Source organism: Paraburkholderia sp. J63, from assembly GCF_905220245.1.
GTDB lineage: Bacteria > Pseudomonadota > Gammaproteobacteria > Burkholderiales > Burkholderiaceae > Paraburkholderia.
On the sequence record NZ_CAJMZF010000005.1, the window covers coordinates 174,984 to 196,800 of the forward strand.

The 21,817-nt window shown below is 64.9% G+C and carries 14 protein-coding genes; 4 read left to right on the forward strand and 10 right to left on the reverse strand.

Going from position 1 to position 21,817, the window contains the following annotated elements:
* Window positions 1-73 precede the first annotated feature (73 nt).
* The 5 genes from zapE to typA all read right to left on the reverse strand — a co-directional run bounded on the left by zapE (window position 74) and on the right by typA (window position 9,274).
* Window positions 74-1,171, reverse strand: a complete 1,098-nt coding sequence (gene zapE, locus U5775_RS08160; RefSeq protein WP_322057608.1) for a cell division protein ZapE — start codon at window positions 1,169-1,171, stop codon at window positions 74-76.
* A 117-nt stretch (window positions 1,172-1,288) separates the two neighbouring features.
* Window positions 1,289-2,719 (reverse strand): dihydrolipoyl dehydrogenase, encoded by a 1,431-nt coding sequence (gene lpdA, locus U5775_RS08165; RefSeq protein ID WP_322057609.1) that lies wholly within the window; start codon window positions 2,717-2,719, stop codon window positions 1,289-1,291.
* 126 nt (window positions 2,720-2,845) lie between these two features.
* On the reverse strand, window positions 2,846-4,126 hold the full coding sequence (odhB, locus tag U5775_RS08170) for a 2-oxoglutarate dehydrogenase complex dihydrolipoyllysine-residue succinyltransferase (protein ID WP_322057610.1): 1,281 nt from the start codon (window positions 4,124-4,126) through the stop codon (window positions 2,846-2,848).
* Between the two features lie 120 nt (window positions 4,127-4,246).
* The gene (locus tag U5775_RS08175; RefSeq protein ID WP_322057611.1) at window positions 4,247-7,111 is read right to left on the reverse strand and encodes a 2-oxoglutarate dehydrogenase E1 component; all 2,865 of its coding nucleotides are present in this window, start codon (window positions 7,109-7,111) and stop codon (window positions 4,247-4,249) included.
* A gap of 336 nt (window positions 7,112-7,447) precedes the next feature.
* Window positions 7,448-9,274, reverse strand: coding sequence for a translational GTPase TypA (typA, locus tag U5775_RS08180; RefSeq protein ID WP_322057612.1), 1,827 nt, complete (start codon window positions 9,272-9,274; stop codon window positions 7,448-7,450).
* 356 nt (window positions 9,275-9,630) lie between these two features.
* Between typA and U5775_RS08185 the strand changes: the two genes are divergently transcribed.
* The 4 genes from U5775_RS08185 (at window position 9,631) to U5775_RS08200 (ending at window position 14,774) form a co-directional block, all read left to right on the forward strand.
* Window positions 9,631-10,158 carry a MarR family winged helix-turn-helix transcriptional regulator gene (locus U5775_RS08185; RefSeq protein ID WP_322057613.1) on the forward strand — a complete coding sequence of 176 codons (528 nt, stop codon included), beginning with the start codon at window positions 9,631-9,633 and terminating at the stop codon, window positions 10,156-10,158.
* A gap of 86 nt (window positions 10,159-10,244) precedes the next feature.
* Window positions 10,245-11,867 (forward strand): efflux transporter outer membrane subunit, encoded by a 1,623-nt coding sequence (locus U5775_RS08190; RefSeq protein WP_322057614.1) that lies wholly within the window; start codon window positions 10,245-10,247, stop codon window positions 11,865-11,867.
* 47 nt (window positions 11,868-11,914) lie between these two features.
* Window positions 11,915-13,156, forward strand: coding sequence for an EmrA/EmrK family multidrug efflux transporter periplasmic adaptor subunit (locus tag U5775_RS08195; protein WP_322057615.1), 1,242 nt, complete (start codon window positions 11,915-11,917; stop codon window positions 13,154-13,156).
* Window positions 13,157-13,208: 52 nt separating this feature from the next.
* On the forward strand, window positions 13,209-14,774 hold the full coding sequence (locus U5775_RS08200) for a DHA2 family efflux MFS transporter permease subunit (protein WP_322057616.1): 1,566 nt from the start codon (window positions 13,209-13,211) through the stop codon (window positions 14,772-14,774).
* 120 nt (window positions 14,775-14,894) lie between these two features.
* On the opposite strand, the gene truB is transcribed toward U5775_RS08200, so the two are convergent.
* From truB to rimP, 5 genes are all read right to left on the reverse strand, one after another.
* Window positions 14,895-15,863 (reverse strand): tRNA pseudouridine(55) synthase TruB, encoded by a 969-nt coding sequence (gene truB, locus U5775_RS08205; RefSeq protein ID WP_322057617.1) that lies wholly within the window; start codon window positions 15,861-15,863, stop codon window positions 14,895-14,897.
* A gap of 10 nt (window positions 15,864-15,873) precedes the next feature.
* Window positions 15,874-16,239: a 30S ribosome-binding factor RbfA gene (gene rbfA, locus U5775_RS08210; RefSeq protein WP_322057618.1), complete on the reverse strand. Its 366-nt coding sequence runs from the start codon at window positions 16,237-16,239 to the stop codon at window positions 15,874-15,876.
* A 175-nt stretch (window positions 16,240-16,414) separates the two neighbouring features.
* The gene (gene infB, locus U5775_RS08215; protein WP_322057619.1) at window positions 16,415-19,372 is read right to left on the reverse strand and encodes a translation initiation factor IF-2; all 2,958 of its coding nucleotides are present in this window, start codon (window positions 19,370-19,372) and stop codon (window positions 16,415-16,417) included.
* Between the two features lie 164 nt (window positions 19,373-19,536).
* On the reverse strand, window positions 19,537-21,012 hold the full coding sequence (gene nusA / locus U5775_RS08220) for a transcription termination factor NusA (RefSeq protein WP_322057620.1): 1,476 nt from the start codon (window positions 21,010-21,012) through the stop codon (window positions 19,537-19,539).
* Window positions 21,009-21,467 carry a ribosome maturation factor RimP gene (gene rimP, locus U5775_RS08225; RefSeq protein WP_028216619.1) on the reverse strand — a complete coding sequence of 153 codons (459 nt, stop codon included), beginning with the start codon at window positions 21,465-21,467 and terminating at the stop codon, window positions 21,009-21,011. Before rimP ends, nusA begins: the two co-directional genes overlap by 4 nt.
* Window positions 21,468-21,817 lie beyond the last annotated feature (350 nt).

Here is a 21,817-nt window from a genome sequence, read left to right on the forward strand (position 1 = left end):
TGGATTCGTATCCCGTTTTCGGTGCCATAGCGGCGCTCGTCAACCGCAGGGCCCTGCCCCGGCGGCCGGTCGCTCAGGTGAGCGCCGTATCCACGATGCGGCGCGGCGTCTCGAGATATTCCTTCGACTGCATTTCGACGATGCGCGAGACCGTGCGCGTGAACTCGTTGGCCATCGGGCCCTCGACGTAAAGCTCCTCGGGTGGCACGGCCGCCGACATCAGCAGCTTGACCTTGTGGTCATAGAACACGTCGATGAGCCAGGTAAAGCGGCGCGCTTCGGACTGCATACGAGGCGTCATCTGCGGCACGCCGGAGAGGATCACCGCGTGAAAGCGGCTTGCGAGTTCCAGATAGTCGTTCTGCGAGCGCGGGCCGCCGCACAGCGTGGCGAAGTCGAACCATACGACGCCATCGGCCTTGCGCAGCGCCTTGAGCTCGCGCTTCTCGATGCGCAAGAGCGGGCTTTCGTCGGGCACGGCGGCAAGCTCTGCGAAGGAGTGGCGCAGCGCCTTGTCGGCGGCTGCGCCGAGCGGCGTGTGATAGACCTCGACCTGCGCGAGCGTGCGCTGGCGATAGTCGATGCCGGCATCGACATTCAGGACATCCAACTTTTCCTTGATGAGCTCGATGGCGGGCAGCATGCGGTCGCGATGCAGGCCATCGGGATAGAGCAGATCGGGATCGTAGTTGGACGTCATCACGAACTGCACGCCGTTCTTGAACAGACCGTCGAGCAGACGATAGAGAATCATCGCATCGGCGATATCCGAGACGTGGAATTCGTCGAAGCAGATCAGGCGATAGCGCTTCGCGATGCGCCGCGCGAGTTCGTCGAGCGGATCGGCCTGGCCCTTGAGCTCTTCGAGCTCGCGGTGCACTTCGCGCATGAATTCGTGGAAATGCAGGCGCGTCTTGCGCTGCAGCGGCACGACCGCATAGAAGCTGTCCATCAGGAAGCTCTTGCCGCGGCCCACGCCGCCCCACATGTAGACGCCGCGCGGCAGGTCCGGGTGGTTGATGAGCTTCCAGAACGCGTTCGAGCGGCGCGACTTGTATGCGGCCCACTCGTCGTAACACCGCTGCAGCCGGTCGATGGCGGCGCGCTGCGCCGTATCGGGCTGGTATCCCCGCTTCTGCAGTTCGTTTTCGTAGTATTCGGTGACGTTCATTTTCTGGACCACAAACGAGGAAAGGCGGGAGGGCAACAGCCCACCCGCCTCTGTACGTGATGCATGGTACTGCTGGGCAAGGCAGCCATCAAAAGCCGGCCGCCCTGCCCTGATGCATTACATGTTGAGCGCGCGCTTGTCGGTGGCGAGCGCCGCTTCGCGCATGACTTCGGACAGCGACGGGTGCGGATGGCAGATGCGGCCGATGTCTTCGGCGGCAGCCTTGAACTCCATCGCCACCACGGCTTCCGCGATCAGGTCCGATGCGTTCGCCGAGATGATGTGCACGCCGAGCAGCTCGTCGGTCTTGGCGTCGGCGATCATCTTCACAAAACCGTCGGCCTTGTTGATGCCGAGCGCACGGCCGTTGGCCATGAACGGGAACTGGCCCGTCTTGATCTCGCGGCCTTCGGCCTTGAGTTGCTGCTCCGTCTTGCCGACCCATGCGATTTCCGGCTCGGTGTAGATCACCCACGGAATGCAGTTGTAGTCGATGTGCGGCTTCTGGCCGTCGATGATCTCGGCCACCAGCACGCCTTCGTCTTCGGCCTTGTGCGCGAGCATCGGGCCACGCACCACGTCGCCGATCGCGTAGACGTTCGGCACCGCCGTCGCGCAGTGATCGTCCACGTCGATGAAGCCGCGCTCGTTGGCCTTCAGGCCGATCGCTTCGAGGCCGAGGTTGTCGGTGTTCGGCACGCGGCCAACCGAGACGATCAGGCGGTCGGCTTCGAGCACTTGCGCGTTGCCGTCCTTGTCCGTGTAGTTGATCGTGACGTTCTTGTCCGTCGCCTTGACTTCGCCCACCTTCACGCCGACGTGAATGTCGAGACCCTGCTTCTTGAAGAGCTTGGCAGCTTCCTTCGCGAGCGACTGGTCAGCGGCGCCGAGGAATTCCGGCAGCGCTTCGAGGATCGTGACGTCGGCGCCGAGACGGCGCCACACCGAGCCGAGCTCCAGACCGATCACGCCTGCGCCGATCACGGCCAGCTTCTTCGGCACCGCGTCGAACGTGAGCGCGCCTTCGTTGTCGGCGACGATCTTGTTGTCGACCGGAATGCCCGGCAGATGGCGCGCCTTCGAGCCCGTCGCGATGATGACGTTCTTCGCCGTGACGACTTCGGTTTCGCCTTCGCCGCTCACTTCGATCTGCACGCCGGCGTCGGTCTTGCCCGTGAACTTGCCATGGCCCTTGAGCCAGGTGATCTTGTTCTTGCGGAACAGGAACTCGATGCCCTTGGTCATCTTCTCGACGATGCCGTCCTTGCGCTCGAGCATCTTCGCGACGTCGATCTTCACGTCGCCCACGCTGATGCCGTGGTCGACGAGGTGATGCGCGGCATTTTCGAACTCTTCCGACGAGGCGAGCAGCGCCTTCGACGGAATGCAGCCCACGTTCAGGCAGGTGCCGCCGAGCTTCAGCGCGCCGGCCGGGTTCTTCCATTTTTCGATACACGCAACCGACTTGCCGAGCTGCGCGGCGCGGATCGCCGCGATATAGCCGCCGGGGCCGGCGCCGATCACGACGACGTCAAATTCTTTGGACATGGTCATCCTTTCGATACGTGAGCGCGGCGCGCGGAGCCGGGCTTCCCGGCATCCGCGCACGCGACGCTCAGTGTGAGACTGGATGCGCGAGCGGGACGTGAGCCCCGGCTCGCGCTACAACGCGAATTACAGGTCGAGCAGCAGGCGCGCCGGATCTTCCAGCGCATCCTTCATCGCGACCAGCGACAGCACGGCTTCGCGGCCGTCGATGATGCGGTGGTCGTACGACATCGCGAGGTAGTTCATCGGACGGATCACGATCTGGCCGTTTTCCACCACAGCGCGTTCCTTGGTCGCGTGCACGCCGAGGATCGCCGACTGCGGCGGGTTGATGATCGGCGTCGAGAGCATCGAGCCGAACACACCGCCGTTCGAGATCGAGAACGTACCGCCCGTCATTTCCTCGATCGAGAGCTTGCCGTCCTTGGCCTTCTGGCCGAATTCGGCGATCTTCTTCTCGATGTCGGCGAGGCTCATCTGGTCGGCGTTGCGCAGGATCGGCACCACGAGGCCGCGCGGCGAGCCGACCGCGATACCGATGTCGAAGTAGCCGTGATAGACGATGTCGTTGCCGTCGATCGACGCGTTCACGAGCGGGAACTTCTTCAGCGCATGCACGGCCGCCTTCACGAAGAACGACATGAAGCCGAGCTTCACGCCGTGTTCCTTTTCGAACTTGTCCTTGTACTTGTTGCGCAGATCCATGACCGGCGCCATGTTCACTTCGTTGAACGTCGTGAGGATGGCGTTGGTTTGCTGCGACTCCAGCAGACGCTCGGCGATACGCGCACGCAGACGCGACATCGGCACGCGCTGTTCCGGACGGTCGTTGAGCCAGTTCGCAGCCGATGCCGGTGCGTTGACTTGCGGCAGCGAGGGCTTGGCGGCAGCGGCGGGCTTGGCAGCCGCGGACGTGGCAACTGCGGCGGCGGGAGCGGCCTTCGGCGCGCCGGCGCCGAGCACGTCCTGCTTCGTGATGCGGCCGTCGCGGCCCGTGCCGGCGACGTCCGAGCCCGAGAGGCCCTTCTCGGCCATCAGCTTGTTCGCTGCGGGCGAGGCGATGGTGCTGCTCGAAGCCGTAGCGGCGGCAGCCGCGGCCGGTGCGGCTGCGGGAGCAGCAGCAGGTGCGGCGGCAGCGGCGGGAGCGGCAGCGGCGCCAGCCTTGCCTTCCGTGTCGATCTTCGCGATCAGCTGCTCGCTCGTGACGGTTGCGCCGTCGCCGACCACGACCTCGGCCAGCACGCCGGCAGCCGGCGCGGGCACTTCGAGCACGACCTTATCGGTTTCGATCTCGATGACGACTTCGTCCTGGGCAACAGCTTCGCCCGGCTTCTTCTTCCACTGCAGCATCGTGCCTTCCGACACCGACTCCGAAAACTGAGGGACCTTGACTTCTACGATAGCCATGTGATTTTCCTGAATACTTTCTCGGGGACCTTCCCCGTATGACGAACCGGGTCGCGCACGTGAGCGCGGGAAAGCACGCTTTTCATTCGCGCACTTTCCCGGTTCGGTTGCTCTATGTGCTTACTTCGCGACCTGCGCGCCCTTCAGGCGGCCGAACGCACCTTCGATCAGCGACTTCTGCTGCTCGTAGTGCTTCGCGTAGTAGCCGACGGCCGGCGAGGCAGAAGCAGGACGGCCGCTGTACGCGAGCTTCATGCCTTCCTTCATGCCTTCCTTCAGGTGGTGCTCGATGTAGAACCACGGGCCCTGATTCTGCGGCTCGTCCTGCACCCAGACCACTTCGGTCGCGTTGTCGTACTTCTTGAGCTCGGCTTCGAACTGCTTGTGCGCGAACGGATAGAGCTGCTCGATACGGATGATCGCGACGTCGTTCGACTTCGATTCGCGGCGATGCGCGACGAGGTCGTAGTACACGCGGCCCGAGCAGGCCACCACGCGCTTGACCTTCTTCGCGTCGATGGAATCGTCCACTTCGCCGATGACCGGCTGGAACGTGCCCTTGGCCAGTTCCGACAGATCCGAGACGGCTTCCTTGTGGCGCAGCAGCGACTTCGGCGTGAAGATGATGAGCGGCTTGCGGAACAGGCGGATCATCTGGCGGCGCAGCACGTGGAAGATCTGCGCCGGCGTGGTCGGCTGAACGACCTGCATGTTGTGCTCGGCGCACAGCTGCAGGAAACGCTCGATACGCGCCGACGAGTGCTCCGGACCCTGACCTTCGTAGCCGTGCGGCAGCAGCATCGTGAGACCCGACACACGGCCCCACTTCACTTCGCCCGACGAGATGAACTGGTCGATCACGACCTGCGCGCCGTTCACGAAGTCGCCGAACTGGCCTTCCCACGCGACGAGCGTGTTCGGCTCAGCCGTCGAATAGCCGTACTCGAAGCCGAGCACCGCTTCTTCGGAGAGCACCGAGTCGATCACCGTGAACTGCGCCTGGTTCTCGCCGATGTTCTGCAGCGGCACGTACGTACCGTCGTTCCAGCGCTCGCGGTTCTGGTCGTGCAGCACCGCGTGGCGGTGCGTGAACGTGCCGCGGCCCGAGTCCTGGCCCGTGAGACGCACGGCATAGCCCGAAGCGACCAGCGACGCGAACGCAAGATGCTCGCCCATGCCCCAGTCGAGCTTCGCTTCGCCCTTGCCCATCGCGCGGCGGTCATTGATGACGCGCTCGACCAGCGGGTGAACCTTGAAGTTCTCAGGGATCGTGGTGATGCGCTCGGCGAGACGCTTGAGTTCCGCGAGCGGCACGGCCGTATCGGCGGCGTCGGTCCACTTGCGGTTCAGGAACGGCACCCAGTCCACCGCGTACTTGCTCTTGTAGTTCGAGAGCACCGGGTCGACCGTGTGGTGGCCTTCGTCCATCGCGGCGCGGTAGGCCTTGATGTAGTTGTCGGCGTCTTCAGCGGTGATCACGCCCTGCTGCACGAGCTTCTCGGCGTACAGCGCACGGGTGCCCGGGTGCTGCGCGATCTTCTTGTACATGAGCGGCTGCGTGACCGCCGGGGTGTCCTGCTCGTTGTGGCCGAGCTTGCGGAAGCACACGATGTCGACCACGACATCCTTGTGGAACTGCATGCGGAAATCGACCGCGAGCTGGATCGCCAGCACGACCGCTTCCGGATCGTCGCCGTTCACGTGCAGAACCGGCGCCTCGATCATCTTGACGACGTCGGTACAGTAGAGCGTCGAGCGTGCGTCGCGCGGGTCCGAAGTCGTGAAGCCGATCTGGTTGTTGATGACGATGTGCAGCGTGCCGTGCGTGCCGTAGCCGCGCGTTTGCGCGAGGTTCAGCGTTTCCATCACGACGCCCTGGCCCGCGAAGGCCGCGTCGCCGTGGATCTGCACCGGCAGCACTTGCAGGCCGTCCGCATCGCCGCGGCGATCCATACGGGCCTTCGCCGAACCTTCCACAACCGGGTTGACGATTTCGAGGTGCGACGGGTTGAACGCGAGCGACAGGTGGACCGGACCGCCTTCGGTCGCGACGTCCGACGAGAAGCCCTTGTGGTACTTCACGTCGCCGGCCGGCAGGTCGTCGACGTGCTTGCCTTCGAATTCGGCAAAGAGGTCGGCCGGCATCTTGCCGAGCGTGTTCACGAGCACGTTCAGGCGGCCGCGGTGGGCCATGCCGATCACGATTTCCTGCACGCCCGCAGCACCCGCGTGGCGGACGGTTTCGTCCATCGCCGCGATGAAGGATTCGCCGCCTTCGAGCGAGAAGCGCTTCTGGCCGACGTACTTGGTGTGCAGGAAGCGCTCGAGGCCTTCGGCGGCCGTCAGGCGCTGCAGGATGTGCTTCTTCTTGTCGTTCGAGAAGTTCGGCGTCGAGCGGATCGACTCGAGACGCTCCTTCCACCAGCGCTTTTGCTCAGGATCGCTGATGTACATGTACTCGGCGCCGATCGTGCCGCAGTACGTGTCGCGCAGCGCCTTGACGATCTCGCGCAGCGACGCGCGCTCGAAACCGAAATACAGGTTCGTGGCGCTGAACGTCTCGTCCATATCGGCTTCGGTGAAGTCGTAGAACGCGGGCTCGAGTTCGGGAATGCCGGGACGTTCGCGGCGCTGCAGCGGATCGAGATTGGCCCATTGCGAGCCGAGGAATCGATACGCGCCGATCAGCGACTGGACGTAGACCTGCTTGCGCGCCGTGGCGAGATCTTCGCCACCGCCACGCGGAATGAAGGCATTGGCCTTGGCGCGCTGCGCGAACGACTCGACGATCGGGCCGTGGGCGATGTCGTTGTCGGTGGTGCCGCGCGACGACGGCACGTTTTGCAGTGCGTCAAAGTATTGGCGCCACGTGTCCGGCACGGACGCGGGGTTATCAAGATATGCTTCGTATAGCTCTTCGACATACGGAGCATTGCCGCCGAACAGGTAGGAGTTCAGCTGGAACTGCTTCATCGTTTCCGACATTTACGCTCACCTTTCTTCGAGTTTCTCGAGAAATAGCGGGTTACTCAACCTTCCGCGCCACGGCCTGACCGTTTAGCGGATTGCGAATCAAGTCTGCTTGGAAGGACCTAAATCATGCATCCGCGGAGGATATCACAGAAGTGATACTCCCCATAGATTGCAATGTGGCACAACAGCACACGCAAACCCTTTGCAGACGGGCCTTTGCGGCGTTTGCAACACACTCTTCTCGCACCGCAGCGCAATTTCCGCCGGACGCAAAAAAGCCGCCCACAGAGAGGCGGCTTTCCTGGTTCCTTACTTGCATTGCGGTGCGCAAAAAATCAACGACTGAGCTTACTCGGCACCGGCTTCGCGGCTTGCGCGACGACGCTCGTGCTCTTTCAGATGGCGCTTGCGCAGACGGATCGATTGCGGCGTGACTTCCACGAGTTCGTCGTCGTCGATGAATTCGACCGCGTATTCAAGCGACATCTGGATCGGCGGCACGAGGCGCACGGCTTCGTCGGTGCCCGAGGCGCGCACGTTGGTGAGCTGCTTGCCCTTGATCGGGTTCACGACGAGGTCGTTGTCGCGGCTATGGATGCCGATGATCATGCCTTCGTACAGCGCATCGCCCGGCTTCACGAACATGCGGCCGCGATCCTGCAGCTTCCACAGTGCGTAGGCCACGGCCGCGCCGTCGTCCTGCGAGATCAGCACGCCGTTGCGGCGCTCGCCGAGCGTGCCTTCCTTGACCGGGCCGTAGGCGTCGAACACGTGGCTCATCAGGCCCGTGCCGCGCGTGAGCGTCATGAACTCGCCCTGGAAGCCGATCAGGCCACGGGCCGGAATGCGGTACTCGAGACGCGTGCGGCCGCGGCTGTCCGAAGCCATGTCGAGCATTTCGCCCTTGCGGCGGCCCAGTTCTTCCATCACGCCGCCCTGGTGCGCGTCTTCGACGTCCACCGTCAGCATTTCGTACGGCTCCTGCTTCACGCCGTCGACTTCGTGCAGCACCACGCGCGGACGCGACACGGCCAGCTCGTAGCCTTCGCGGCGCATGTTTTCGATCAGGATCGTGAGGTGCAACTCGCCACGGCCCGAGACTTCGAACGTGGTTTCGTCGCCGGTGTCTTTCACGCGCAGCGCCACGTTGTGGTTCAGCTCCTTCGTGAGACGGTCGCGGATCTGGCGGCTCGTCACGAACTTGCCTTCGCGGCCCGCGAGCGGCGACGAGTTCACGAGGAAGTTCATCGTCAGCGTGGGCTCGTCCACCGTGATCATCGGCAGCGCTTCGGGCGTATCGACCGCGCAGATCGTGGCGCCGATACCGATGTCTTCGATACCGTTGATCAGCACGATGTCGCCGGCTTCAGCCGATTCCACCTGCACGCGCTCGAGGCCGCTGAACGACAGCACCTGGTTGATCTTGCGGTTCATGACCTCGCCTTCCGGGCCGAAGCGCAGCGCCACCGGCTGACCCGGCTTGATGCGGCCACGCTTGATGCGGCCCACGCCGATACGGCCGACGTAGGTCGAGTAGTCGAGCGAGGTGATCTGAAGCTGGAGCGGACCCTCCGGATCGGCGTCGCGCACCGGCACGTGTTCGAGGATCGCCTCGAACAGCGGGCGCATGTCGCCGTCACGCGCATCGGCCGAAAGCGACGCGTAGCCGTTCAGGCCCGAGGCGTAGATGACCGGGAAGTCGAGCTGCTCTTCCGTTGCGCCGAGCTTGTCGAACAGGTCGAAAGTCTGGTTGATCACCCAGTCGATGCGGGCGCCCGGACGGTCGATCTTGTTGACCACGACGATCGGCTTCAGGCCGAGCGCGAGCGCCTTCTTCGTGACGAAGCGCGTTTGCGGCATCGGGCCTTCGACGGCGTCGACGAGCAGCAGCACCGAGTCGACCATCGAGAGCACGCGCTCCACTTCGCCGCCGAAGTCGGCGTGGCCCGGGGTGTCGACGATGTTGATGTGGGTGCCTTCGTACTCGACCGCGCAGTTCTTCGCGAGAATCGTGATCCCGCGCTCTTTTTCGATGTCGTTCGAGTCCATGACGCGTTCGGCGACCTGCTGGTTGTCACGGAAGGTGCCGGACTGGCGCAGCAGTTGGTCGACGAGCGTGGTCTTGCCGTGGTCGACGTGGGCAATGATGGCGATGTTGCGAAGGGCGCGGGACATAGGAACCTGGGTACTCAGTTGAGTGCGCCGCGTGAGCTCGACAGCGGGCTCGCGCAACGGTCTTCGACGCTCCTCGACACGCCGATTGGGCGTCATCGGACGTCGATCGGGCGGTACGAATTGGCGTTGCGAATGGCGCACTTTTGGGAACCTGAAAGTATAGCACGCGCAGATGAATTGATCACGCTCATACCTACGGCCTGCCTGAAAACCCGGGGCGCGCCGACCCCGCACGGTCCCCGATTAAGCCCCTACTCGGCAAAGGTTTCTCCGCCCTGCCACAATAAACCCTTGCCGCGTCAACTAACGGCCCCTATAATCCCTGCCTGGTCAATCATTGCAGTCGCAGCAGAACCATGACGGATCCGACTCCCACGCTACCGCCCGAAGTCCGCGATTACGATTTCGGCGAGAGCGTTGGCTACCTCATTTCGCGGGTGAAATCGACGATGTCGAACCTCATCACCCAGCGCACCGTCGCCGAACTCGGCGTCACGAGCCAGCAAGCCAGCGTGCTGTTCATGGTGGCGAGCGGCAAGTGCGTGCTCGCGGCGGAACTGGCGCGCGAGTACGGCATCGACGCGAGCGCCGTGACGCGCCTCGTCGACCGGCTCGAAAAGCGCGGCCTCCTCAAGCGCGTGCGCAGCTCCGAAGACCGCCGTGCCGTGCGTCTCGCGCTCACGCCCGAGGGCGAAGCCATCGCCGCGCGCATGCCGGCGATCTTCACGAGCGTGACGGAACTGGCCTCGCAGGGCCTGACGCCCGAGGAAATCGGCTTTCTGAAGAGCATGTTGCGGCGGGTTCTTTCCAATAGCTGCGAAGCTATCCAGAACGCGGGCCAGAATGCCGCTCAAAACGCCGGGCAACCCCCATCGAATTCATGACGGGGCAAGCAAATTTGAGATCGCTGCGCAAGAAAATAGCTGCAGCGTCCAGCATTACCTCACCTTCTCACGCCATGAGACGAGCAATGAAACCCGACACCCAGTTTGCGCCAGCGCTTTCCTGCCGCGGGGCCGTCGCCGCCGCGGTGGCGGCGCTCGCGCTTGCGGGCTGCGCGAACTACTTCGGCGTCAAGAGCGACAAGACCATCGCCGAGCCGCAACAGTTCGAAACCTCGCAGAGCATTCCGGCCGAGGCCGGCCAATGGCCGACGCTCGACTGGGCGCAGCAGTTCGGCGACCCGCAGTTGCCCAAGCTGATCGACGAAGCCCTCGAGGGCAGCCCCACGATCGCGCAGGCGCAGGCACGCATCGCGAAGGCGTCGTCGTATATCGAGACCTCGAAGTCGGCGCTCTATCCGAAGGCCAACGCGAGCTATTCGTGGACCCGCGAGCTGTACTCGGCCAACGCCCTCTTCCCGCCGCCCTACGGCGGCACCTGGTTCAGCGAGAACAACGTGCTCGCGAGCGCCTCGTGGGATCTGGACCTCTGGGGCAAGAACCGTCAGCGTCTCGCCCAGGCGGTGTCCGCCCAGCGCGCCGCGCAAGCCGACATGCAGCAGGCGCGCGTGACGCTCGCCGCATCGGTCGCGCGCACCTATAACCAGCTCGCGCAGCTCTATGCGCTGCGCGACATCGCCGCGCGCGAGATCGACAACCGCAAGACCATCGGCACGATCACGAACGGCCGCGTGGTCGCGGGCCTCGACACCAACGTCGAGCGTCAGACCGCGAACGGCAACATCGCGACGAGCCAGGCCAATCTCACGCAGATCGACGGCCAGATCCAGAACGTGCGCTACCAGCTCGGCGCGCTGCTCGGCAAGGGGCCGGATCGCGGCCTGCAGATCGCCCAGCCGGTGCTCAATCCGGTCGCCGACATGGCGCTGCCGGGCAACCTGCCCGCCGACCTCGTCGCGCGCCGTCCCGACATCGTCGCCGCGCGCTGGCAGGTGGAAGCCGCGATGCACGACGTCAAGGAGGCGAAGGCCGAGTTCTATCCCGACGTGAACCTCGCGGCCGGCATCGGCTTCGACGCGTTCGGCTGGGGCCGCTTCCTCAACTTCGCGAGCCGCCAGATGAACATCGGGCCGGCCATCCATCTGCCGATCTTCGACGCGGGCGCGCTGCGCGCGCAATTGAAGGGCCGCTATGCGGACTTCGACCTCGACGTGGCGAACTACAACCAGACGCTCATCAACGCGCTCCAGGAAGTGGCCACCCAGGTCTCGTCGATCCGCTCGGCCGACAAGCAGCTCGTGGACGCCCAGCTCGCGCTCGACGCCTCGAGCAAGGCGTACCAGCTCGCCGTGATCCGCTACAAGGCGGGCCTCTCGGAGCAGCTCCAGGTGCTCAACGCCGACCAGAACCGCCTCGCCGCGGAGCAGACCGTCTCGAACCTCAAGATGCAGCGCCGCGACCAGCAGATGGCGCTCATCACGGCGCTCGGCGGCGGCTTCGACGCGCACGACGCGGGCCTCGTGCCGCCTGTCGAGGTCGGCAGCGACGCGAAGAACCCAGCAGCCGGCCAGAACGGCCAGAGCGGTGTGAACGGCGGTCCGTGGAGCGGCGCGTATGTGCCGGCGCAGAGCGCTGCGGCCTCCGCGCCCGCGGCCAACGCCGCCGCCGCCGCCGCCGCCGCCGCGAACTGAACACCAACAATCGAACGAACAGCACGCCAGAACCCGGAGATCCTTCCATGAGCACCCCCCAGCAACCGGCGGCCAATCCCCAGCCGAACGCGAACAACGGCAAGCGCAAGCGCATGATGACGCTGCTTGTGCTCGTGATCGTGATTGCAGCCATTGCCTACGGCCTCTACTACTTCCTCGTCGCGCGCTTCACGGAAAGCACCGACGACGCCTACGTGAACGGCAACGTCGTGCAGATCACCCCGCAGGTGACCGGCACCGTGATCGCGGTGAACGCCGACGACACGCAGACCGTGAAGATCGGCGCTCCGCTCGTGGAGCTCGATCCCGCCGATTCGCGCATCGCGCTGCAACAGGCCGAGGCGAATCTCGGCCAGACGGTGCGCCAGGTGCGCGGCCTCTTCGCCGACGACAGCCAGTACCAGGCGCAAGTCGCCGTGCGCCAGGCCGACCTCTCGCGCGCCCAGGACGACCTGCGCCGCCGCATGCAGGTCGCGCAGACGGGCGCCGTCTCGCAGGAAGAAATCTCGCACGCCCGCGATGCCGAGCGGAGCGCCGAAGCCGCGCTCGACGCCGCGCAGCAACAGCTCGCCGCGAACCGCGCACTCACCGCGAACACCACCATCGCCAATCATCCGAACGTGATGGCCGCCGCCGCCAAGGTGCGCGACGCCTATCTCGCGAACGCGCGCAACACGCTGCCCGCGCCGGTGACCGGCTACGTGGCCAAGCGCTCGGTGCAAGTGGGCCAGCGCGTCTCGCCGGGCACGCCGCTCATGTCGGTGGTGCCGCTGAACGCCGTCTGGGTGGACGCCAACTTCAAGGAAGTGCAGCTCAAGCACATGAGCATCGGCCAGCCGGTCGAGATGACGGCCGACGTCTATGGCTCGTCGGTGGTCTATCACGGCAAGGTGGTGGGTTTCTCGGCGGGCACGGGCTCGGCCTTCTCGCTCCTGCCCGCGCAGAACGCCACGGGTAACTGGATCAAGGTGGTGCAGCGCCTGCCGGTGCGCATCTCGCTCGATCCGAAAGAGCTGCAGGAGCACCCGCTGCGCATCGGCCTCTCGATGCAGGTGGACGTGAACATCAAGAACGATACGGGCAACCAGCTCGGCAACGCGCCGAACACGGTCTACCAGACCGACGTGTTCGAGAAGTACGGCGACGAAGCCGACGCGGAAATCGCCCGCATCATCGCCGAGAACGCCGGACAAAACGCCGGCAAGGCGCAGGTTTCGTCGGCCGCGACCGGTAACGGCGCGGCGAAGCCCGCCGCCAAACTGATGTAAGCCCGCGTGATGTAAGCCCGCGCGCCACACGCAGTCAAAAACGAAGCACTCAATGGCAGCACAACAATCCGTAGTCCATCCGCCGCTGCAAGGCGCGCAACTCGTGATCGGCACCATCGCGGTGTCGCTCGCGGTGTTCATGAACGTGCTCGACACCTCGATCGCGAACGTGTCGATCCCGTCGATCTCGGGCGACCTCGGTGTCGCCTCCGACCAGGGCACGTGGGTCATCACCTCGTTCGCGGTCGCCAACGCGATCTCGGTGCCGCTGACCGGCTGGCTCACCGACCGCATCGGCCAGGTGCGCCTGTTCATGGCGTCGATCATCCTGTTCGTGATCTCGTCGTGGATGTGCGGCCTCTCGCCCACGCTGCCCTTCCTGCTCGCCTCGCGCGTGCTGCAGGGCGCCGTGGCGGGCCCGATGATCCCGCTCTCGCAGACGCTGCTGCTCGCGAGCTATCCGCGCGCCAAGGCGCCCATCGCGCTCTCGATGTGGTCGATGACCACGCTGATCGCGCCGGTGGCGGGCCCGATTCTCGGCGGCTGGATCTCGGACAACATCTCGTGGCCGTGGATCTTCTACGTGAACATTCCCGTGGGCATCGTGGCCGCGCTCGCCACGTGGACGATCTTCCGCAACCGCGATTCGGCCATCCGGAAGGCGCCCATCGACGGCGTGGGCCTGGGACTCCTGATCGTCTGGGTCGGCTCGCTGCAGGTCATGCTCGACAAGGGCAAGGACCTCGACTGGTTCGCCTCGACGACCATCGTCGTGCTCGCGCTCACGGCCGTGATCGCGTTCGCGTTCTTCGTGGTCTGGGAGCTGACCGCCGATCACCCCGTGGTCGACCTGTCGCTGTTCGCGAGGCGTAACTTCACCGGTGCGACGATCGCGCTGTCGGTGGGCTACGGCCTCTACTTCGGCAATCTCGTGCTGCTGCCGCTGTGGCTGCAAACCACGCTCGGCTACACGGCGACCGACGCGGGCCTCATCATGGCGCCCGTGGGCTTCTTCGCGATCATGCTCTCGCCGATCACGGGCCGCATCCTGCCGCGCACCGATCCGCGCTATATCGCGACGACGGCGTTCGTGGTGTTCGCGCTGTGCTTCTGGATGCGCTCGCAGTACACGACCGGCGTGGACACCTGGGCGCTCACGGTGCCCACCCTGATCCAGGGCATCGGCATGGCGGGGCTCTTCATTCCGCTCGTCTCGATCACGCTGTCGGGTCTGCCGGGCCACCGCATTCCGGCGGCGTCGGGGCTCTCGAACTTCGTGCGGATCATGTGCGGCGGCATCGGCACCTCGATCTTCGAGACCGCGTGGGACCATCGCACGACGTTCCATCACGCGCGCCTCACGGAGCAGGCCACGCCGACCAACCCGGTCTTCAACCAGTCGATGCAGCAGATGCAGAACGCGGCCGGGCTCGATCCCTCGCAGGCGCATGGCCTGTTCGACCGCATGGTTACGCAGCAGGCGGCGCAGCTCGGCGTGAACGATCTGTTCTGGATTTCGTCGATGATCTTCATCGTGCTGATCGCGCTGATCTGGATCACGCGCCCCGAGCGCACCAGCAGTGCCGATGCGGGCGCGGCGGCTTCGGCGGCGCATTGAGGTAGGTGAGCGCGTGCTGACGCGCTCTGGGCCATAACGAAAAAACGGCACGTCCGGTTCAACACCGGCGTGCCGTTTGTTCATTTCTGGCGCGCGCTTTTGCGTCGCGCGCCGCGCGAATCAACCCGCCCCGCTCACCACCAGCCGCTCCGGCGCCAGCACGCCATTGGCTGCCTTCGCCACGCCCAGCAAGCGCCCTTCCTCGCCATAAACACGCACCCGATCAGCCGCCTCGCACGCCGCACGGTCGAGCACGAGCTCGTTGAGCGGCAAGCGTTGGCCGTGCGCAAAACGGCGCGCCGCATCGGCATTCAGCGTTACGGCGGGAAACGTGGAAAGCAACGCGTCCACGGGCTGCAGCCACGCATCGCGCGCCGGTTCGTCGGCGGCCGTGAGCGCGTCCAGCGTCACCGCGCGCTCGAGCGTGAGTGCGCCCACGCCCGTGCGCCGCAGCATCACGAGATGCGCGCCGCAGCCGAGCGCCTCGCCGATGTCCTCGGCAAGCGTGCGCACATAAGTGCCCTTGCTACAGGTGACGCGAAACGTCACCTCGGGAACGCCAGGCAGCGCGCACGCGATCAACTCCAGCGCGAGGATCGTCACCTGGCGCCCTTCGCGCTCCACGGTCTGGCCCGCGCGCGCATATTCGTAGAGCGGCTTGCCTTCGCGCTTGAGCGCCGAATACATCGGCGGCACCTGCACGATCTCGCCCACGAACTTCGCCATCGCTTCGCGCACGGCGGCTTCGTCGCAACGCACCTCGCGCGTCTCGACGGCTTCGCCTTCGGCGTCGCCCGTCGCGGTGCGCACGCCGAGGCGCATGGTCGCTTCATAGGTCTTGTCGGCGTCGAGCAGGTCCTGCGAGAACTTGGTCGCCTCGCCGAAGCACAGCGGCAGCAGGCCCGTTGCGAGCGGATCGAGCGTGCCGGTGTGGCCCGCCTTCTTCACGCGAAGGAGCCGCTTCGCGCGGATCAGCGCGTCGTTGCTGGACAAGCCAATCGGTTTGTCCAGCAAGAGCACGCCGTCGAGCAGACGGCGCGGCACCTTGGGCCGCGACTCGCCCGGATTCTTTTTCGATGATGCAGTCATGCGTGCGGCGTCAGTCGTCCTTTGCGCGCGTCGCGTTCGCCTCGTCGATGAGACGCGACATCTCGACACCCTTTTCGATCGACTGGTCGTAATGGAAATGCAGCGTCGGCACCGTGTGAATGTGCAGGCGCTTGAACAGCTGATTATGCAGATGGCCCGCGGCGTGATTGAGCGCTTCCTGGGTGGTCTGCGGGTCGCCCGTGAGCGTCGTGAAGTAGACCTTCGCGTGCGCGTAGTCGGGCGTGAGCTCCACGCTCTGGATCGTCACGAGACCCACGCGCGGATCCTTCACTTCGCGCATCAGTTCGGAGAGGTCGCGCTGGATCTGGTCGGCGATCTGCACGTTGCGATTCGGGGAAGAACGTTTTTTCGGCATGATGATTCCACCTCTTTTCTACGAGGCATTCAGGCGGCGTTGCGTCCATCGAGGCGCACACGGCCGCGCAAAAACAAAACGGGCGGAGCTGGCCAGCGCCTGCTCCGCCCGCTATCGGCAATCCCGCGGGTAAGCCCGCGAGCGGCCCGAAGGCCGGCTCGCGTGCGCCGCTGTGTTACAGCGTACGCGCGACTTCGGTGATCTCGAACACTTCGAACTGGTCGCCTTCGACGATGTCGCTGAAGTTCTTGATCGACATACCGCACTCGAAGCCTTGCTTGACTTCCTTGACATCGTCCTTGAAGCGCTTGAGCGAGTCGAGTTCGCCGGTATGGATGACCACGTTGTTGCGGATCACGCGCACCGACGACGAACGCTTGACGAAACCGTCCGTGACCATACAACCCGCGATCAGGCCGACCTTCGGCACTCGAATCACCTGACGCACCTCGGCCATACCCGTAACCGTCTCGCGCTTCTCCGGCGCCAACATGCCCGACATCGCCGCCTTCACCTCATCCACTGCGTCATAGATGATGTTGTAGTAGCGGATGTCGATGCCGTTAGCCTCGGCCACCTTGCGCGCCTGCGCATCTGCACGCGTATTGAAGCCGATGATGACCGCCTTCGACGCCGTTGCCAGGTTGACGTCCGACTCGCTGATCGCACCGACCGCGCTGTGCACGATCTGCACGCGCACTTCGCTGGTCGACAGTTTAAGCAGCGATTGCACCAGCGCTTCCTGCGAGCCCTGCACGTCGGCTTTGACGATGAGCGGCAGGTTCTGCACTTCGCCTTCCGCCATCTGCTCGAGCATGTTTTCGAGCTTCGCGGCCTGCTGCTTCGCCAGCTTGACGTCGCGGAACTTGCCTTGACGGAACATGGCGATTTCACGCGCCTTGCGTTCGTCCGGCAGCACGATGACTTCTTCGCCCGCGCCCGGCACTTCCGAGAGACCCTGGATTTCGACCGGGATCGACGGGCCCGCTTCCTTCGTGGCCTTGCCCGTTTCGTCGAGCATGGCGCGCACGCGGCCGTAGGCGCTGCCCGCCAGCACGACGTCGCCGCGATTGAGCGTACCCGACTGGACGAGGATCGTTGCAACCGGACCCTTACCCTTGTCGAGCTTCGCTTCGATGACGATGCCCTTGGCCGGCGCTTCGACCGGTGCCTTCAGTTCCAGCACTTCGGCTTGCAGCAGCACGTTTTCGAGCAGGTCGTCGATGCCCGCACCGGTCTTCGCCGACACCGGCACGAACGGCGAGTCGCCGCCGTACTCTTCCGGCACCACGCCTTCCGCGACGAGTTCCTGCTTGACGCGATCGAGGTTCGCATCGGGCTTGTCGATCTTGTTGATCGCCACGACGAGCGGCACGCCGGCCGCCTTCGCATGCGCGATCGCTTCCTTCGTCTGAGGCATCACGCCGTCGTCGGCCGCGACCACCAGAATGACGATGTCGGTTGCCTTCGCACCGCGAGCACGCATGGCCGTGAAGGCCTCGTGACCCGGCGTGTCGAGGAACGTGATCACGCCCCGCGGCGTTTCGACGTGGTAAGCGCCGATGTGCTGCGTGATGCCGCCCGCTTCGCCCGCTGCGACCTTGGCGCGGCGAATGTAGTCGAGCAACGAGGTCTTGCCGTGGTCGACGTGACCCATGACCGTGACGACCGGCGGACGCGGCAGCGCCTCGGCGTCCGTGGCCGTCGACTGGCCTTCGACCAGCAGCGCTTCCGGATCGTCGAGCTTCGCGGCAACCGCACGGTGGCCGAGCTCCTCGACGATGATCATCGCCGTTTCCTGGTCGAGCATCTGGTTGATGGTGACCATCTGGCCCATCTTCATCATCACCTTGATGACTTCCGATGCCTTCACGGACATCTTGTGCGCGAGGTCGGCCACCGTGATGGTTTCCGGCACGTGCACTTCACGCACGATCGGCTCGGTGGGCGCCTGGAACGACGAGGCGGCGTCCTGGTGACGGCCACGGCCCTTCGGGCCGCCGCGCCAGCCGCGGTCCACGCCGCCCGAAGAGTCGCCACGCGTCTTGATACCACGACGCTTCGCGGCGTCGTCCTGCCAGCCGCCCTTGCCTGCGCCCGGCTTCTTGTTGCGGTCGCCCGCGCCTGCGCCCGGTGCGCTCGTCGAGGGCGCAGCTGTGGTGGCGGGCTTCTTCGCGCCAGCGCCAGCGGCCGGGCGCGCAGCGGCGCCTTCCGGACGGGCCGGCTTGTGCAGCGTGCCCTTGGCTTCGGCGGCCTTGGCCGGCTCCACGGGCTTGGGCGGCTCGACCGCCTTCACCTGCGCCTTGCGCGGCGTGTTCATCATCTCGCGGATCGCGCGCGCTTCGGCCTCGGCGGCCGCGCGGCGGCGAGCGATCTCGTCCTGTTCCTTTTGCGCCTTCTCGGCGGCTTCGCGCGCGGCGGCTTCGGCCTTCTGGGCCGCTTCGCGCTGGGCTGCGCGCTCGGCAGCGGCGCGCTGCTCGTCCTGCTGGTCTTGTTGTTGCTTCACTTCCTTCGTCGCTTCGCTTTGCGCGGTGCGTTGCGCAGCCACGGCCTGCGCGGCCAGCTCGCGCGCGGCAGCATCGGCTGCTGCCTTCTTCTGCGCGGCTTCTTCCTCTGCACGGCGGCGCTCAGCCTCCGCGGCTTCTTCGCGGGCGCGTCGCTCAGCTTCTTCCTGGGCGAGACGCTCCTGGCGCTCCTTGAGCTCCAGAGCCTGACGCTCGAGCAGCTCGGCCTCGCGGCGCGCTTCTTCCTCGCGGCGCTGCAGTTCCGCCTCTTCGGCAACAGCGGCTGCGTCGGTCGCATGATTCGATGCCTCCGCCTGCTCGGCGGACTCGTCGCGGCGGACGAACGTGCGCTTCTTGCGCACCTCGACCTGAATGGTGCGAGCCTTACCCGTCGAATCGGACTGCTTGATCTCCGACGTATGCCGTTTCGTCAGCGTGATCTTGCGCTTGTCTGCATCAGTCGAGCCGTGAGACTTGCGCAAGTGGTCGAGCAGACGCGCCTTGTCCGTTTCGGACAAGGAGTCGGCTTCGCTCGCCTTGGTGACGCCCGCCGCCTGCAGCTGCTCCAGCAGCACGCCGGCCGGCATTTTCAGTTCCGCGGCAAATTGGGCTACGTTGTTACTCGCCATTCATTCCTCTTAATGCAAGGACCGATTCCTTGCGGTTGACATCGGTTCATGCGGCACCGAGTGCCCCGCGCCTGTGCTTCTGGCAGCGGGGCGGCCGCGATCAGTTCAGTGGGTCATGGTCGCTTCCTGCTCGTCGCGCCCGGGTTTGCGTGCCTGTTGCCAGATCACTCGAACCAGTGCTCGCGCGCTTTCATGATCAACGCCTTGGCGGCGTCCTCTTCCATTCCCGTCATTTCGGTGAGCTCGTCCACGGCCAGCTCGGCGAGCTCGTCGCGGGTGTGAATCTCGTGTTGCGCCAGCTTCGCCAGCAGCTCCGGGTCCATGCCGTCGAGGCTCTTCAGATCCAGCGCGGCGCTTTCCACCTTCTCTTCGTTCGCGATGGCCTGCGTGAGCAGCGCATCGCGCGCGCGGTTGCGCAGCTCGTGCACGGTGTCCTCGTCGAACGCCTCGATTTCCAGCATTTCGTTGAGCGGCACGTAGGCGATCTCTTCGAGGCTCGTGAAGCCCTCGTCGATCAGGATGTCGGCGACTTCCTCGTCCACATCGAGACGCGCCATGAACAGGTCGCGCAGCACCGTGCGCTCCTGGTTCTGCTTCTGCGCGGATTCGTCCGGCGTCATGATGTTGATCTGCCAGCCGGTGAGCTCGCTGGCAAGACGCACGTTCTGGCCGCTGCGGCCAATGGCGACCGCAAGCTCGCTCTCGTCGACCACGACGTCCATCGAGTGCTTTTCTTCGTCGACGACGATCGACTGCACGGCAGCCGGCGCGAGCGCGCCGATTACGAACTGGGCGGGATCTTCCGACCATAGCACGATGTCGACGTTTTCGCCACCGAGCTCGTTGCGCACGGCCTGCACGCGCGAGCCGCGGATGCCGACGCAGGTGCCGATGGGGTCGATGCGCTTGTCATAAGCCACCACGCCGATCTTGGCGCGCACGCCCGGGTCGCGCGCCGCCGCCTTGATCTCGAGAAGGCCCTGCTCGATTTCGGGCACTTCCATCTCGAACAGCTTCATCAGGAACTCGGGCGCCGTGCGCGAGAGCTCGATCTGCGGGCCGCGCGCGGTGCGGTCGACCTTGCCGATCCAGGCACGCACGCGGTCGCCCACGCGCAGGTTTTCCTTCGGAATCAGCTGGTCGCGGCGCAACAGCGCTTCGACACGGCCCGATTCGACGATGAAGTTGCCCTTGTCCATGCGCTTGACCGTGCCGGTCATGATGCTTTCGCCGCGCTCGAGGAAGTCGTTGAGGATCTGCTCGCGCTCGGCGTCGCGCACCTTCTGCAGGATGACCTGCTTGGCGGCCTGCGCACCGATGCGGCCGAACTCGACCGAGGGCACCGGCTGCTCGATGAATTCGTCGATCTGCGCGTCGGCCTTCTGCTCGCGCGCCTCGAACAGCAGGATTTCCTGGTCCGGCTCCTGCAGGCCCGCCTCGTCCGGCACGACACGCCAGCGGCGATACGTTTCGTGCTCGCCGCTGTCACGGTCGATATGCACGCGGATATCCGCATCCTCGTCGAAGAGTTTCTTGGAGGCTGACGCAAGCGCCGCTTCAAGGGCGGCGAACACCACGTCCTTGTCGACATTCTTCTCGCGTGCCAGCGCATCCACCAGCATCAACACTTCGCGACTCATTGTTTGCGGCTCCTAAAGTCAACTTTGGGGATCAGGCGTGCTTTGTCGATGTCCGCGAGCGTGAAATCGAGCATCGCAGGACCCGCCTTCCCTTCGAATTCCAGACCGATGGTCTCGCCTTCCGGGGCATGCACGATGCCGCGGTACGATTTCCGTCCGTCCAATGGCTTTTTCAACGTGATAACCGCTTCGCAGCCCGCGAAGCGTTCGAAGTCCGCCAGTTTCTTCAGCGGACGGTCGAGGCCGGGCGACGAGACTTCGAGGCGCTCGTAGTCGATGTTCTCGACCGTCAGAACGTGCTGCAGCTGACGCGTGACCTTCTCGCAGTCCTCGATCGCGATACCCGCGGGCTGATCGATGTAGATGGTCAGCATGCCGCGCCCGGTGCGCTCGAGGTCGACCAGCTCGTAACCGAGCCCGGTGACCGTGGTTTCAATCAGTTCCGTCAGTTGCACTATGCCTGCTCCAGATGTTCGCGCAGCGAGCCGGCAACTTCCAGTGATTCAGGATTCGCGGGCCGCGCGCCAGGTGAGCGCGCGCTCTTGCACTTGCCCCACGATGACGAACCCAGGCCGGCTCCGGCACCGACGATGCTTCCAGAGCATCCAGGATGCTTTAAAAGTATGCAAATCGGGCGGACCAAAAAAAAATGGGCGAAACGCCCATCTTCTCACTTAGCCAGGTGGTCGCACCTGGGGCGCAAATAAAAGCCGCACGCCCAGCGACTCCGAGATTGTAGCCTTTTTTCGGCTTTAACGCAAACCAGTGCTGGCGCGAGGCCCGGCGCCCTGTGCCCGATCCCGGA

Excerpts from the sequence above, each read along its gene's own strand:
- U5775_RS08195 (WP_322057615.1), top strand. The coding sequence starts at position 11,915 with ATGAGCACCCCCCAGCAACCGGCGGCCAATCCCCAGCCGAACGCGAAC.
- typA (WP_322057612.1), bottom strand. The coding sequence starts at position 9,274 with ATGTCCCGCGCCCTTCGCAACATCGCCATCATTGCCCACGTCGACCAC.
- nusA (WP_322057620.1), bottom strand. The coding sequence starts at position 21,012 with ATGAGTCGCGAAGTGTTGATGCTGGTGGATGCGCTGGCACGCGAGAAG.
- zapE (WP_322057608.1), bottom strand. The coding sequence starts at position 1,171 with ATGAACGTCACCGAATACTACGAAAACGAACTGCAGAAGCGGGGATAC.
- U5775_RS08175 (WP_322057611.1), bottom strand. The coding sequence starts at position 7,111 with ATGTCGGAAACGATGAAGCAGTTCCAGCTGAACTCCTACCTGTTCGGC.
- lpdA (WP_322057609.1), bottom strand. The coding sequence starts at position 2,719 with ATGTCCAAAGAATTTGACGTCGTCGTGATCGGCGCCGGCCCCGGCGGC.
- U5775_RS08200 (WP_322057616.1), top strand. The coding sequence starts at position 13,209 with ATGGCAGCACAACAATCCGTAGTCCATCCGCCGCTGCAAGGCGCGCAA.
- rbfA (WP_322057618.1), bottom strand. The coding sequence starts at position 16,239 with ATGCCGAAAAAACGTTCTTCCCCGAATCGCAACGTGCAGATCGCCGAC.
- infB (WP_322057619.1), bottom strand. The coding sequence starts at position 19,372 with ATGGCGAGTAACAACGTAGCCCAATTTGCCGCGGAACTGAAAATGCCG.
- odhB (WP_322057610.1), bottom strand. The coding sequence starts at position 4,126 with ATGGCTATCGTAGAAGTCAAGGTCCCTCAGTTTTCGGAGTCGGTGTCG.
- truB (WP_322057617.1), bottom strand. The coding sequence starts at position 15,863 with ATGACTGCATCATCGAAAAAGAATCCGGGCGAGTCGCGGCCCAAGGTG.
- U5775_RS08185 (WP_322057613.1), top strand. The coding sequence starts at position 9,631 with ATGACGGATCCGACTCCCACGCTACCGCCCGAAGTCCGCGATTACGAT.
- U5775_RS08190 (WP_322057614.1), top strand. The coding sequence starts at position 10,245 with ATGAAACCCGACACCCAGTTTGCGCCAGCGCTTTCCTGCCGCGGGGCC.